The organism is Paenibacillus spongiae, from assembly GCF_024734895.1.
GTDB lineage: Bacteria > Bacillota > Bacilli > Paenibacillales > Paenibacillaceae > Paenibacillus_Z > Paenibacillus_Z spongiae.
Map to the genome: position 1 here is coordinate 1,870,587 of NZ_CP091430.1, position 14,499 is coordinate 1,885,085.

A 14,499-nucleotide genomic window follows, 5' to 3' on the forward strand; every position below is an offset into this window, starting at 1 on the left:
CGGACTGTTCTTTAAATATATTCAAAAGAAAGAAACCTCTCCTTGTTCGATGGCAGCCGTACTGCCATCGAACAAGGAGAGGTTTCTTGATGTCTGCGGTGAAGAAAACGATCCGGTCTTAGACGACAAAGTCGTCGATCTCATTCCAATTGAAGGCGTACACCTGTTTCTCATCCACATGATAAACCGTGATCAGCTGGGTGCTTTCATCGAATTGAATGACCCGGCACGGGATGTTGAGCTTGACGCCCTGTCCTTTATTTACGCTTAATCGGATTAATCGGTTCTCGGCGATATATCCGCGGATTCGTTCGGCAATGCTCGGCTTGGAAACAGCGCTTGAAGCATCTGCGCTTGCGGCTTCCGTTACGGCGGCTGTCATACCGCCCTGCATATGCTCAGGGATGGGGACCGCTGCGTAATTCGAACCATTGCGTTGTTCCAGCTCGCGAATGATTTCGCCCAGTTGAATGCCGGAATTTACGCGAAAGTCGCGGACGCCGGAATTGTTGTTCAAGAGATGCAGCAGCCGTTCCAAAGCGACTGCATTCGCGGAGCCTTCAACGAGAATATCCACATTGAACAAGTAGGCACTTTGACCTGTGTCGTCATCGTTGTCGATTGGTTTCATAAAGCCTCCGTAAATATCGTGAATGTCTCTATCATATCATTAATCCGGCGATAAAAGTAGTTTTTAATTCAGATTCAGCGCGTCGGATTAGGCTTGCTCCATATGAGAGTGTAGACTCACACCGAATCGGACTTTTGGCATATATTGAAGAAGCGTGCAATACGCGAATTCACAATGCTTATCGAAGGAAACCTTTGTTCAAAGGAGGTGGTTTCGGATGATGCGTATGGTTCCCATTTCACTCGAGGACGGCGTCCGCGTGCTCGGCGTCGAAGTGAAGCTGCCGAAGACGACCCTGCTGGCGGTTGCGACAGACAAAGGGTATATTATGTGCGGTGCGCTGGATGTCGCTTTATTGAACGAGCGCCTTGGAGATCGAGGGATTATTGCGGGACGTGCGGTTGGCGTCCGTACGCTGGAAGAGCTGATGGATGCGCCTCTTGAATCCGTCACCGTGGCAGCGGAAGCGCTGGGAATCGCTCCCGGTATGAAGGGCGCGGATGCAGTTCGCTTAATGATATAAGCGCTTGCACAACAATAACAGGGCTTCCTCGCCTGGAAGCGCTCGGTGGAGCGACTTGGAAGGAAGCCCTTTTTTGCATGAGGTGGCGGTACACCGCCTGTCAGCGAAGGCGAATAAGGCGTTATTCTTCGAACAGCTTCTTCAGATTCGTATCGAACGGAGCCCGAACGACTCCCTTCTCCGTAATAATAGCCGTTACATATTCATTCGGCGTTACGTCGAACGCCGGATTAAACACTTTGACGCCGCCCGGTGCCGTGCGTTTGCCGAAGCCCTCTGTAACTTCCGCCGGATCGCGCTCCTCAATCGGAATAAGGTCGCCCGATGGCGTGTTCAAGTCGATCGTCGACAGCGGACAAGCGACATAGAACGGAATGCCGTGCGCCTTCGCCAGTACGGCGACGCTGTAGGTGCCGATTTTGTTGGCGACATCGCCATTGGCGGCGACGCGGTCGGTGCCGACGATGACGGCGTTGATCCAGCCCTTGCTCATGACCATGCCGGCCATATTATCGCAGATAAGCGTCACGTCGACGCCGGCCTGATGCAGCTCGAAGGCGGTAAGACGAGCTCCTTGAAGCACCGGACGCGTCTCGTCCGCGAACACTTTCAGGGACATGCCCTGCTCCTTGGCCAAGTAGAATGGCGCCAGCGCGGTACCGTATTTTGCGGTGGCAAGCCCTCCTGCATTGCAATGAGTCAGTACGCCCATGCCGTCCTCGAATAGAGTCAGCGCATGTTCGCCGATCAGCCGGTTCGTTTCTTCATCCTCGCTCTGGATCGCGATTGCTTCGATTACGAGTGCTTCCTTGCACGCTTCCAACGTAAGGTCGCTGTCAGCAAGCTCGGCCGCCCGCGCCTTCATCCGGTCGAGCGCCCAGAACAGGTTGACGGCGGTTGGACGCGATGTCGCTAGTTTAGCAGCGGCTTCGTTGACTGCGGCAAGCCACTGCGGCTTGCCGGCATCGACATTCCGGCTGCCAAACAGGACGCCGTATGCGGCAGCGATTCCGATCGCCGGGGCGCCGCGCACTTTCAGGTGGCGAATGGCCTCCCACACTTCTTCGACATCTGTGAGCGGCAGATAGACGGTTTCCTCGGGCAGCAAGCGCTGGTCGAGAAGGTCGAGCCGGTTGTCCGTCCAGATGAGTGATTGCAGAGCGTTGCTGTTTGTTTGAGTCATGATGGTCGTTTCATCCCTTTCGTTACGCTTTTGCCGAAGCGGCAGCGGTTTGCGCGATTTCAATGAGCTGCTCGATTGAGCTGGCTTGGCGGTTTAGCTTAATGAGCGATTTGCCGATTGCCAGGGCGGATCGCTGAGCCCGTTCCCGAACTGCGGCGTCTTCGATCTGATCGATGTCCGCCACATGCGCAAGTCCGACAATGCGGCGAACCATCTTGCAGCCTGCATAACCGATCGTATCCCGCAAGAGGCGCAGCATATAGTCGTCCTTGTATCCGGGCGGGGTCATGGCCATACGGTCTTTGCCGTGCTCGTCCCATAAAGCGCGGAACTTGGCATCGAATTTGGTCCAGACCTCGCGCACGGTTTCCAGCAAATAATGGCGGTAGTCTTGGGCCGCCGCCTCGTTCTTGTCCCAGCCTTCGCGAGCAGCGTAGTTCAGCAGCAGGTTCGCAATAACCGCTCCGATATCGAAGCCCATCGGGCCGTAATAAGCAAATTCAGGATCGATCACTTTCGTGGATTCGGGTGTAATGAAGATGCTGCCGGTATGAAGGTCGCCGTGCAGCAGCGCCTGCGCTTGCGTCAGAAACTTCTCGCGGAGAAGCGCCACCTCGTAGTGCAGCTGCTCATCGTTCCAAAGCGCCTGCGCCTCGTCTTGAATCGCGTTCTCGAAGCTGTTATTTGCCGCGTTGGTGTAAGGGTCGTCGAAGATAAGGTCCTCCGTGATCTTGCACAGCTCCGGATTGATGAAGCGGCCGACATTCAGCTTCTTCTCCTGCTGATTCATGCCCAGATCGGACGTAAAGAACAGCGTTTGTGCGATAAACGTGGATATATGCTCGCCAAACAGCGGATAGCGTCCGCCCTCGATAAGTCCGCGGCGCATGATAACGTGGTCGCTCAAATCCTCCATAACCGTCAAGGCGAGATCCGCGTTGTATTGGTATACTTGCGGTACTAGTCCGGGCGCCAGCTTCCCTTCCAGCATAAGCGCCTCGCTCTCGATGCGGGCACGGTCCAGCGTAAGCGGCCACGATTCGCCTACAACCTTGGCATAAGGCAGTGCTTGCTTCATGATCAGGCTTCGACCGCTAACCGGGTCGCTGATGTGGAATACCAGGTTTAAGTTGCCGTCGCCGATTTCGCGGCAGTTCAAGGGCCCGGATCCCGGAAAAAAGCCTTCTAAGGATCGGGCGATTTCAATCGCTTCTTCTTCGTTTAATGGATGATAAGCAGACACTGCTTGTCCACCTCCAATATGGGGTAATAGATAAGGGCCTTCGCGCGTACGTGTGACCTTTTTAACAAGTATAGCGAATTCTTTTTCGCGTTGGAATACCTCGTTTGGTACAATGAAAGGAAACAAGCGGACTGCGAGGGAAGAAAATGACCGATTTGAACGAAGCAATCGCGCTAAAAGAGTGGGCGGTCGCAGTCGATGCGCTGACCGAAGGCAAGCAGATTCTCGTGCTTCGCAAAGGCGGCATCGCGGAGGAAACGCGCGACTTTCGATTAGTCAGCCCGCGCTTCTATTTATTGCCTGCCTATGAGCATCAGAAGCCGGAGCTGCTTAAGGAGGAGCATCGCGGCGGCATATCAAGGACGCTCGAGCGGTGGGACCCGCAAGCGGGAACGGTACAGCTCCGTGCATACGCCGAAGCCGTGGACGATATCGAAATCCACGACCAGACTAAGCTTGACAAAATAAGGGAATACCATATTTGGACGGACACGTTCGCCGAGGAACGGTTAAGATGGAGAAGGACGAAGCCTCTTCACCTGCTGCTGCTGCGGGTTGGCATTCTGGCAAATCCGATTGAGATTCCGATGAGAGAAGCCTACAGCGGCTGCAAGTCATGGGTTCAAATCGAAGAAGGCGTCTCGATGCCGGAGACGCGGCCCGTGCTGGAGGATCAAGAATTTAACGCCCGCGTGAACGAAATTCGAAGCGCTCTTAAAGTGATGAAGGTGTGACGTTTCCTCACTTGGGGAGAGGTGTTGATTGCTTTATATAGGGATTCATATTAAAATGATTATTGAGAATCAATGAGAATCATTTTAGAATAATTATAAATGGAATCCTCGCATAGAGAGACATCCGAATACGGAGGGAGCAGTATAACATGGCAACGCAGTTTGTGATAGACGGCTTGAAAGCTGCAATCGAGAATAAAGAAATTTTGAAGGGGATCAACCTTGAAATTAAAGGCGGCGAAGTCCACGCGATTATGGGACCGAACGGAACGGGCAAGAGTACGCTCGCGTCGGCGTTAATGGGGCACCCCAAATATGAAGTAACGGACGGTAAGGTCACGCTGGACGGGGAGGATGTTCTCGATATGGCGACGGATGAGCGGGCTCGCGCAGGACTGTTCCTGGCGATGCAATATCCGAGTGAAATTGCCGGCGTAACGAATTCCGATTTCCTGCGCAGCGCGATCAACGCGCGCCGCGAGGAAGGGAAGGAAATTTCGCTCATTAAGTTTATCCGCCAGATGGAAGGCAAGATGAAGGAGCTGGAGATGAACCCCGAGTTCGCTCACCGTTATTTGAACGAAGGCTTCTCCGGCGGCGAGAAGAAACGCAACGAAATCTTGCAGATGATGCTGCTGGAACCGAAGATCGTCGTTCTGGACGAAATCGACTCCGGCCTTGACATCGACGCGCTGAAAATTGTCGCAGCAGGCGTCAATTCGATGCGCTCCGAGGACCGCGGATTCTTGATCATTACGCACTATCAGCGTCTTCTGGACTACATTAAGCCGGATTTTGTACATGTTATGATGCAGGGCCGTATCGTTAAATCGGGCGGACCGGAGCTTGCCGAGCGTCTGGAGAGCGAAGGCTACGATTGGGTTAAAGATGAACTGGGGATCGTCGACGAAACGGTTGGCCAGGTTTAGCGGAGGGGGAGCATTGACTATGAGTACACAATTAACGACTCCGGTAAACCGTCAATCGGTCGAAGCGCTGTCCCGGAGCAAGGGCGAGCCGGATTGGCTAGCGCAGCGGCGCGTCAAGGGAGCGGAACTCGCGGAAACGCTGGAGTGGCCGAAGCCCGAGAAAACCCGGATCGACCGTTGGAACTTGAATGCGATCGGCGCGTTTAAACCGCAGTCTCCGGTCGCTTCGGCAGCGGATTTGCCGGAAAGCGTGCGCAGCTTAAGCGGCGAAGCGTCTGCCGGATTGATCGTACAGCGCAATTCCGGCGTCGTGCATCAGCAGCTGTCCCCGGAGCTTCAAGCGAAGGGCATTCTGTTCACCGACCTGGAAACCGCCTCGCGCGAGCATGCAGAACTCGTTCAGAAATATTTGAACACCGTGGTGGCGCAGGATGAGAATAAACTAACGGCGCTGCACTCAGCCGTATGGAGCGGCGGCGTATTCATATATATACCGAAGAACGTCGAAGTGGAACTGCCGCTGCAAGCCTTGTTCCACAGCGACGATGCGGAAGCGAGCTTCTCCCGCCACGTGCTGATTGTTGCGGACAGCCACAGCCGCGTGACCTATGTGGAGAATGCGGCATCGGACTATTCGGCCGCGGCAGAGCCGCAGGCGCTGGTCCAACAGGCTGTCGTAGAAGTAATAGTGAAGCCAGGAGCGCATGTCCGGTTCGCAACCGTCCATCATATGGGAGATAACGTTGTCGACATGACGATCCGCCGCGCGCTGATCGAGAATGACGGACGCATGGAATGGATCGTCGGCGATATGAATGAAGGACATACGCTGTCCGATACGAGATCGCTGCTGAAAGGCAACGGCTCGACATCGGATGCGAAAGCAATCAGCATCGGCAAGAACAAGCAGCAGATGAGCTTGACGACAGGCGCTGTTCACTTCGGCCGCAACTCGGAGAGCGAGATGGTCACGCGCGCGGTTATGAAGGATCAAGCGACGGCAATCATTAACGGCATCACGAAGATCGAGAAGGGCGCGACGAAGGCGAACGGCCAGCAGATGGAGAAAGTGCTCATGCTTAGCCCGAAAGCGCGCGGAGACGCGAACCCGATCTTGCTGATTGACGAAGATGACGTGAAAGCCGGACATGCGGCGAGCGTCGGACAGGTAAACCCGGAACAAGTTTACTACCTTATGTCCCGTGGGATCTCGAAGCAGGAAGCGGAGCGGCTTATTATACACGGTTTCTTGGCTCCGACCGTCTCGGAAATACCGGTCAAGGCGGTCCGGGATCAGCTCCAGCAGCTGCTTGAAAGGAAGCTGGAAATATGAACGTAAAGGCGATTAGGGAGCAATTCCCCATTCTTCATCAAGAGGTAAACGGGCATCCGCTCGTTTACTTGGACAGCGCGGCGTCTTCCCAGAAGCCGCGTTCCGTCATTGATGCGGTTAGGCGCTATTATGAACTGGACAATGCGAATGTTCACCGCGGTGTTCATACGCTTGGTTCGCGGGCGACGGATGCCTATGAAGGCGCCCGCGAGAAGGTTCGCAAGTTTCTGAATGCGGCCAGCACGCAGGAAATTATTTATACGCGGGGCACGACGACGGCGCTGAACCTGGTCGCAAGCAGCTATGCCCGCGCTGTATGCGGAGAAGGCGACGAAATCGTCTTGACGCCTATGGAGCATCACAGCAATCTCATTCCTTGGCAGCAGGTTGCCAAAGCAACGGGCGCAACGCTCAAGTACATTCCTTTGCAGCCTGATGGCAGCATTCGGCTTGAAGACGTCGAGCGGACGGTGGGCGAACGGACGAAGATCGTATCCGTTGTGCATGTCTCGAACGTGCTTGGCGTCGTGAACCCTGTGAAAGAGATCGCGTCGATCGCACATCGCCATGGCGCGAAGATGGTCGTAGACGGAGCGCAAAGCATTCCGCATATGCGTGTCGATGTCCAGGATTTGGACTGCGACTTCTATGCGTTCTCCGGTCACAAGATGTGCGCCCCTACGGGGATTGGCGCACTATATGGCAAGAAGGCGCTCCTGGAAGCGATGGAGCCGATCGAATTCGGCGGCGAGATGATCGATCATGTCGATTTGTGCGAATCGACGTGGAAGGAGCTCCCGTGGAAGTTTGAAGGCGGCACGCCTATTATCGCAGGAGCAGTCGGACTCGGAGCTGCGATTGATTTTCTGGAAGAAGTCGGACTCGATAACATCGAAGCGCATGAACACGCATTGTCAGCATATGCATATGAACGGTTGAGCGCGATCGATGGGGTGACGATTTACGGGCCGAAGCAGGATCGCGCCGGTCTCGTAACGTTCAATCTCGACGACGTTCATCCTCACGATGTCGCGACCGTATTGGATACGAAAGGAATCGCCGTTCGAGCAGGCCATCACTGCTGTCAGCCGCTGATGCGCTGGCTGGACGTTTCGGCTACGGCACGGGCCAGCTTTTATTTATACAATACCGAAGAGGACGTTAACCGTCTTGCGGACGCCCTCCATCAGACAAAGGAGTTCTTCGGTTATGCAATTGGATGATTTGTACCGCCGCGTCATTATGGATCATTATAAAAATCCGCGAAACCGCGGATCATTAGAAGAAGATGCGATTTCCATCAGCCTGAACAACCCGACCTGCGGCGACCGCATTACGCTGCAGATGCAGGTGGAGGACGGCAAGGTAAAGCAAGCGAAATTCACTGGCGAAGGCTGCTCGATCAGCCTGTCTTCGGCCTCTATGATGACGGAAGCCGTCAAAGGCAAGACGCTCGATGAGGCGCTCGCGCTTGCCGATCAGTTCTCCTCCTTCGTCAAAGGCGAGCCGGTGGAATTCGAGGACTACGAAGATATTGAGGCGCTCTCCGGCGTATGCAAGTTTCCGGCGCGGATCAAGTGCGCCACGCTCGCTTGGAATGCGCTGCGTAAAGGGATCGAGAACCAGCAATAATATAACGGCAGGGCACAACTGGGTGCGCTGCCGAAAGGGAGGCTATATCAATGGCTAAACAAATGCCCGATTTATCCGAATACCAGTATGGGTTTCGCGACGAGCATAAAGCTATTTTTCAATCCGGTAAAGGTCTGACCCCGGAGATCGTACGTACGATCTCCGAGATGAAGAACGAGCCGCAATGGATGCTCGACTTCCGCCTGAAGTCGCTGGAGCAGTTCTTCAAGATGCCGATGCCCCGTTGGGGAGGCAATATGGACGATCTGGATTTCAACGACATCCAGTACTACGTCAAGCCTTCGGAGAAGCAAGGCAAGACATGGGAAGAAGTGCCGTCTGAAATTAAAGAGACGTTCGATAAGCTGGGTATTCCGGAGGCCGAGCAGAAATTCCTTGCCGGCGTCTCCGCGCAGTACGAATCCGAAGTGGTTTACCACAGCATGCAGGAGGATCTCGAGAAGCAGGGCGTTATCTTCACGGATACGGACACCGCGCTGCGCGAATATCCGGAGATCTTCCGCGAGCACTTCGGCTCTGTCGTACCGCCGTCTGATAACAAGTTCGCTGCACTGAACAGCGCAGTTTGGTCGGGAGGCAGCTTCATCTACGTCCCTAAAGGCGTAAAATGCGAAATTCCGCTGCAGGCTTACTTCCGGATCAACTCCGAGAACATGGGACAATTTGAGCGCACGCTCATTATTGCGGACGAGGACAGCTTCGTGCATTATGTCGAGGGCTGCACGGCGCCTGTCTACAGCACGAACTCGCTGCACAGCGCGGTTGTCGAAATCATCGTCAAGAAGAATGCGCGCGCGCGTTATACGACGATTCAAAACTGGGCGCCGAACATTTATAACCTCGTTACGAAACGCGCGGTGGCCGAAGAGAATGCGACGATGGAATGGGTGGACGGCAACATCGGCTCCAAGCTGACCATGAAATATCCAGCCGTCATTCTGAAAGGCCGCGGAGCGAAGGGCATGGTACTCTCCATCGCCGTTGCCGGCAAGGGGCAGCATCAGGACGCAGGCGCGAAGATGTACCATTTGGCGCCGGAGACGACGTCTACGATCGTTTCGAAGTCGATCAGCAAGCATGGCGGCAAAGTGACGTACCGCGGCCTCGCTTCGTTCGGACGCAATTCGGAAGGCTCCAAGGCGAACATCAAATGCGATACGCTTATTCTGGATAACCAGTCCACTTCCGATACGATTCCGTATAACGAAATTCTGAACGACAACATTACGCTTGAGCATGAAGCGACCGTCTCCAAAGTTTCCGAGGACCAGCTCTTCTACCTGATGAGCCGCGGCCTTACGGAAGCGGAAGCGACGCAGATGATCGTTATGGGCTTTATCGAGCCGTTCACGAAAGAGCTTCCGATGGAATATGCGGTAGAGATGAACCGGCTGATCAAGTTCGAGATGGAAGGAAGCATCGGTTAATCCTAGGCGTATAGAGTGAGGGCGTCGTCCTCAATCTTAGTAGTAACATGTAAATACGTGTCTGCAGTGACTTTCACGCTTGCGTGGTCAAGTCGCTCGGACACGTATTTTTTTATTTTGCACCGGCCTCAAGCAGATGGATAACGGCTCCAATTGAGCCGGATGATCAAGAGGAACAATAAAAGGCACTCACGTATCTACGAGGGTGCCTTTTTGTTTTGGCTCCAGTTGAGACTAAGCGCAGGAATGTCATATTGGTAGGATGTGCCGTGTTGATGCTAATAGTGAAAGTATCCCTAGCGATATAAATTGGCGTTTATCGGAAGGCTGGGTAGAAAGGCTGAGTTGAAGGCACGTGCGGCCAGCGTGCACGGAGGGCATCGCTGACAGATGCGAGCCAGGAGGCAAGGGGCTGCAGGCTGCGGGATTGCTGTGAACAGTTCACGGTAATATCGATGGTGTCGAGGAGCTGTCCCCGTCTAGAAAAACCTATCGGGTGAGGGACATCTCCCTGATCCAGTTTGGGCAGCCGCACCATGCGTACAATCGTCCAGGCAGCACAAGCCACAGTAAGTCCATGTTCAAACTTCGCCGGATCGAGTACGCCAGGGCAGGAACGGGCCATCTCTTTCCTGTAAGCGTCTTCGGCTCTTCGGGCGACATGTTCAGGCAGACGGGACCAGCACCCGCAGGCCGGGAATGGAAAACGCAGAGCGGCTGCGTCTAGCAGCGTATGGCGAAAGGAAGCGTGCTCGAAATCGAATAAGCGCAGGCCATTCTCTGTCATTCTGCAGTTCGCTGGACAGGTATCTCCATTGGAGAAGGCGAGGAAGGGACCAGGCTCAGACAGGACATGAAGCAGCTCGTCGATATCGGAATGGATAGCAAGGGGAGCCGGCAAGAAAGGAGAATTAGCCATGATCTCCTGGAGGGAAGACCACATGCGCTCAATGCCCAAGCCGAGGATACTGACCCGATCAAAGGCGGAGTCAGTCTTCTCATCTCTGCTTCTCAGCTGGTAGTACTTCACGGCATGACCGGCGGTAGCTGCATGCATGCGGCCTAGTGCTTCAGCGAACGCAACGAGTCCATCCGCGGCGGCGGAGGAATCGCTGCCCATGAGCAGATCCTCCAGAGAAGGGCCGTTACCAAGGTCCTCCATAACAAGAATGCCGGCTTCGTCGTCAGCGGCGAGAAATTGCGGCCCGATAGTGCTGCCAATGGAGGTCAAGAACTCCAAAGCCGCCGTTTCATTATGAAACCGGAACAGCTCGCTGCGTCCATGCGCCGCAAGGCGGCGCAGCTTAACAATGACCGAAGCTGGCAGGGTGCTATTATCGGCTTCGATGAGGCATCGTACGACCCAGGGATACGTCTCGAACTGACCTGACCAGCCCGCACTGACCGGCTCGCTCCGTATGATGCGGACAGGGGTTCCAGCCAGCGGACTCAACAGTCTGGTTACTTGCTTCTGGACGGCGTCCGGAAGGCTCATCGCTTACGACCTCCTATGTACATCAATAAGGCTGCGCGACGACGACCAAAATACGATCGCTGACGTCAGCGTACTCACCTCATTAATCTTAAACGTAATCTATCGTGATTTCTATATATTTTTGAGGTCCTGCGACTTTCACGCTCGCAAGCCTGAGTCGCGCTGACACTATTTATTGGCCCGGCTTTATAGGGGAATGGAGACACCAATTAATGTAAATTTATAATGATCTATTTGTGAATAAAATATGATTGTTATGTGAGGAAGTATTGAACAAACAATGGCTAACTGGTGATAAATGATTATTATACTACTAATCATAGTTTATATGTTGTAGCATAGCTGTAAGCTGCCAGCTAGCCCCAATTAGAGAGGAAGGTGAACGGAACGGATATGTTAAAAAATGTAAAATTATGGATTATTGTATTGATTAGTATAGCATCACTATTGGTCATCACAGTATTGGCTCTTCGAAGCGACCTCATCATATTGGATCCTAAGGGACCGGTTGGTGCCCTTCAAAAGGATCTGATTATGTATTCCATTTACTTTATGCTTGCTATCCTTGTCGTTGTTTTTGTTTTGTTTGCTTATATGGTTATTAAGTATCGTGAGCACAGCAAAAATAATAGCAATGATTATAAACCGGATATGCATGGCAGCACGAAGCTGGAAATTATTTGGACGCTCATTCCGATCATTATCGTAACCGCACTATCGATTCCCAATGCCAAGGCTCTCTATGAATTGAAGGAACCGCCGAAATCAACGGTCGATAAAGAGCCGATTGTCATTCATGCTACTGCAGCGGATTGGAAATGGATATTCAGTTATCCGGAGGAAAATATCGAAACCGTTAATTACGTCAATGTTCCTGAAGATCACCCCATTCTCTTCAAAGTAACTGCTGCAGACTCTATGGCTTCCTTCTGGGTTCCGCAAATCGGCGGCCAAATTTACGGGATGCCGGGGATGGTCAACGATTTATATTTGCAGGCCGATGAGCCGGGAGAGTATAAAGGCCGGAACTCGAACTTTACCGGTTTAGGCATGACGCATCAACAGTTTAAGTTTGTTGCATTAGAAGAAAAGGAGTATCAGGATTGGGTGAAAGATACGCAGCAGAACGCGCCTAAATTAGCCGAAGAAACCTATGAAAAGCTAATGCTTCCTGACAACGTTGACGAAATGTCATTTTCTTCGACCCATCTGGAGTTTGTCGATCATGGCCAAAATTCCGAATATGCCATGAACATTCGCGCGAAATATGGGGTTGAAGTAAAAGGGATTAAAGTGAAAGCAAATGGCAATGAAGGCGAAAGTGATGTGGAGGTCTCCAATCACGGATCTCACTCAAGCCATTAAGAGGGGAGGAACGGCAGATGTTTGAGTTTATAAAGGAGCATTTAATTCTAGATGATCCATTGATTCTCGGAGCGAATATTTCCATTGCGCTTACCGTAATTGGCATTGTATTTGCTCTTACCTACCTGAAGAAGTGGAAATGGCTTTGGACCGAGTGGATCACATCCGTCGATCATAAAAAAATTGGAATCATGTACATCATTGCTGCATTATTGATGCTTTTCCGTGGCGGTTTCGATGCATTATTAATGAGAGCGCAATTAACAGTGCCTAATAACGAACTGTTGACACCTCAGCACTATAATGAAATTTTTACAACACACGGTACGATCATGATTCTATTCATGGCGATGCCGTTTCTGCTTGGGTTAATGAACGTCGTTATTCCTCTGCAAATCGGAGCAAGAGATGTGGCATTTCCGTATTTGAATAACTTAAGCTTTTGGTCTTTCTTCTTTGGCGCCATTCTTTTTAACGTATCATTCGTATTTGGCGGGTCGCCGGATGCCGGTTGGACAAACTATGCTCCATTGGCCATTGAAGGAAGTCCCGGGCCGGGAATCAATTATTACTTGCTCGGTTTACAGATTTCAGGGATTGGGACGCTGCTGACGGGGATAAACTTTGTTGTAACGATTTTCAAAATGCGTGCACCTGGCATGACATTACTGCGTATGCCGATGTTCACATGGACATCGTTAATCACCTCGTTTATCATCGTCTTTGCGTTTCCGATCTTAACCGTTTCATTGGCATTAATGACCTTTGACAGATTATTCGGAACGCATTTCTTTACACTGACTGACGGCGGTAATCCGATGCTCTGGTCGAACCTGTTCTGGCTCTGGGGACATCCGGAGGTCTATATCGTTATTCTGCCTGCATTCGGGATCTTCTCGGAGATTATTTCAACATTCGCCAGAAAAACATTGTTCGGCCATAAGTCGATGATTATTTCTCTAGTTGTCATCTCGCTGCTAAGCTTCCTTGTTTGGGTCCACCATTTCTTTACAATGGGAGGAAGCGCAGCGTTGAACAATGTGTTCTCCATTACGACGATGGCTATTGCCATACCGACGGGGATTAAAATCTTTAACTGGTTAGGCACGCTATACAAAAGCCGAATCCAATTTTCAACACCGATGATGTGGGCGCTTGCGTTTATTCCGACGTTCGTCATCGGGGGAGTAACAGGCGTTATGCTTGGAATGGCAGCAGCAGACTTCCAATATCATAACAACTACTTCCTTGTTGCTCACTTCCACTACACCTTAATTGCCGGAGTCGTATTCGCTTGCTTCGCAGGCTTTGAATACTGGTATCCAAAAATGTTTGGACATAAATTGAATGAGCGGTTTGGAAAATTGGCGTTCTGGTTTTTTGCGATTGGATTTAATGTCTGCTTCTTACCGCAGTTTTTATTAGGATTTGCAGGTATGCCAAGACGAGTGTACACGTACCTTCCGGAAGATGGCTGGACAGCATTGAATGTTGTTTCTACCATCGGTGCTATTGGTATGGGGATTGGCTTTATGATCGTGGTTTACAACGTATTATATAGCATGCGTCATGCGAAGAGAGAGACGACGGGCGATCCGTGGAACGGACGCACGCTGGAATGGGCAACCGCAACTGCGATGCCTCCGCATTACAACTTCGCGGTCGTTCCTGAAGTGAAAGGCATCGATGCTTTTTGGGAGATCAAACAGGCGAACAATGCCGTTAAGAAAGAAAACATCGAATATAAGCCGATTCATATGCCTAGTAATGCGTCAACCCCATTTGTCATGTCCGTGCTCTTCTTTGTTGCAGGCTTCGGATTAGTGTTTGAACTATGGTGGATGGCCATACTCGGCGGGATCGGTATCCTTGCTTGCCTGGTCCTGCGTTCACTTCGTTCGCACCGGGAAGACGAAGGATATTATGTCAGTGTGGATGAAATAAAAAAACGGGAACAACCGATTCAGAGGGAGGCGTGAATTT

General features: G+C 52.1%; 13 protein-coding genes. 9 read left to right on the top strand and 4 right to left on the bottom strand.

What is annotated here, in order from left to right:
- Positions 1 to 118 precede the first annotated feature (118 nt).
- Positions 119 to 631 carry a hypothetical protein gene (locus L1F29_RS08530; protein ID WP_258387902.1) on the bottom strand — a complete coding sequence of 171 codons (513 nt, stop codon included), beginning with the start codon at positions 629 to 631 and terminating at the stop codon, positions 119 to 121.
- A 217-nt stretch (positions 632 to 848) separates the two neighbouring features.
- Here L1F29_RS08530 and L1F29_RS08535 point away from each other — a divergent pair, with 217 nt between their 5' ends.
- Positions 849 to 1,154, top strand: a complete 306-nt coding sequence (locus L1F29_RS08535; protein ID WP_258387903.1) for a YunC family protein — start codon at positions 849 to 851, stop codon at positions 1,152 to 1,154.
- A gap of 121 nt (positions 1,155 to 1,275) precedes the next feature.
- Here L1F29_RS08535 and mtnA read toward each other — a convergent pair whose 3' ends face one another.
- Positions 1,276 to 2,337: an S-methyl-5-thioribose-1-phosphate isomerase gene (mtnA, locus tag L1F29_RS08540; protein ID WP_258387904.1), complete on the bottom strand. Its 1,062-nt coding sequence runs from the start codon at positions 2,335 to 2,337 to the stop codon at positions 1,276 to 1,278.
- A 22-nt stretch (positions 2,338 to 2,359) separates the two neighbouring features.
- The gene (mtnK, locus tag L1F29_RS08545) at positions 2,360 to 3,580 is read right to left on the bottom strand and encodes an S-methyl-5-thioribose kinase (RefSeq protein WP_258387905.1); all 1,221 of its coding nucleotides are present in this window, start codon (positions 3,578 to 3,580) and stop codon (positions 2,360 to 2,362) included.
- Positions 3,581 to 3,726: 146 nt separating this feature from the next.
- On the opposite strand from mtnK, the gene L1F29_RS08550 reads away from it, so the two are divergent.
- The 6 genes from L1F29_RS08550 (at position 3,727) to sufB (ending at position 9,656) form a co-directional block, all read left to right on the top strand.
- Positions 3,727 to 4,314 carry a DUF1802 family protein gene (locus L1F29_RS08550; protein ID WP_258387906.1) on the top strand — a complete coding sequence of 196 codons (588 nt, stop codon included), beginning with the start codon at positions 3,727 to 3,729 and terminating at the stop codon, positions 4,312 to 4,314.
- 149 nt (positions 4,315 to 4,463) lie between these two features.
- Positions 4,464 to 5,243, top strand: a complete 780-nt coding sequence (gene sufC, locus L1F29_RS08555; RefSeq protein ID WP_258387907.1) for a Fe-S cluster assembly ATPase SufC — start codon at positions 4,464 to 4,466, stop codon at positions 5,241 to 5,243.
- A gap of 19 nt (positions 5,244 to 5,262) precedes the next feature.
- Positions 5,263 to 6,576: a Fe-S cluster assembly protein SufD gene (gene sufD, locus L1F29_RS08560; protein WP_258387908.1), complete on the top strand. Its 1,314-nt coding sequence runs from the start codon at positions 5,263 to 5,265 to the stop codon at positions 6,574 to 6,576.
- Positions 6,573 to 7,799, top strand: a complete 1,227-nt coding sequence (locus L1F29_RS08565) for a cysteine desulfurase (protein WP_258387909.1) — start codon at positions 6,573 to 6,575, stop codon at positions 7,797 to 7,799. Before sufD ends, L1F29_RS08565 begins: the two co-directional genes overlap by 4 nt.
- Complete coding sequence (sufU, locus tag L1F29_RS08570; protein ID WP_258387910.1) at positions 7,786 to 8,208, top strand: Fe-S cluster assembly sulfur transfer protein SufU; 423 nt, start codon at positions 7,786 to 7,788, stop codon at positions 8,206 to 8,208. The genes L1F29_RS08565 and sufU overlap by 14 nt, the downstream gene beginning before the upstream one ends.
- Positions 8,209 to 8,258: 50 nt before the next feature.
- A complete protein-coding gene (sufB, locus tag L1F29_RS08575) occupies positions 8,259 to 9,656 on the top strand; it encodes a Fe-S cluster assembly protein SufB (RefSeq protein ID WP_258387911.1) in 1,398 nt (465 codons plus the stop codon).
- A 316-nt stretch (positions 9,657 to 9,972) separates the two neighbouring features.
- On the opposite strand, the gene L1F29_RS08580 is transcribed toward sufB, so the two are convergent.
- The gene (locus L1F29_RS08580; RefSeq protein ID WP_258387912.1) at positions 9,973 to 11,151 is read right to left on the bottom strand and encodes a hypothetical protein; all 1,179 of its coding nucleotides are present in this window, start codon (positions 11,149 to 11,151) and stop codon (positions 9,973 to 9,975) included.
- A gap of 393 nt (positions 11,152 to 11,544) precedes the next feature.
- Between L1F29_RS08580 and qoxA the strand changes: the two genes are divergently transcribed.
- A complete protein-coding gene (gene qoxA / locus L1F29_RS08585) occupies positions 11,545 to 12,516 on the top strand; it encodes a cytochrome aa3 quinol oxidase subunit II (protein WP_258387913.1) in 972 nt (323 codons plus the stop codon).
- Between the two features lie 17 nt (positions 12,517 to 12,533).
- Positions 12,534 to 14,495 (top strand): cytochrome aa3 quinol oxidase subunit I, encoded by a 1,962-nt coding sequence (qoxB, locus tag L1F29_RS08590; RefSeq protein ID WP_258387914.1) that lies wholly within the window; start codon positions 12,534 to 12,536, stop codon positions 14,493 to 14,495.
- Positions 14,496 to 14,499: the final 4 nt, after the last annotated feature.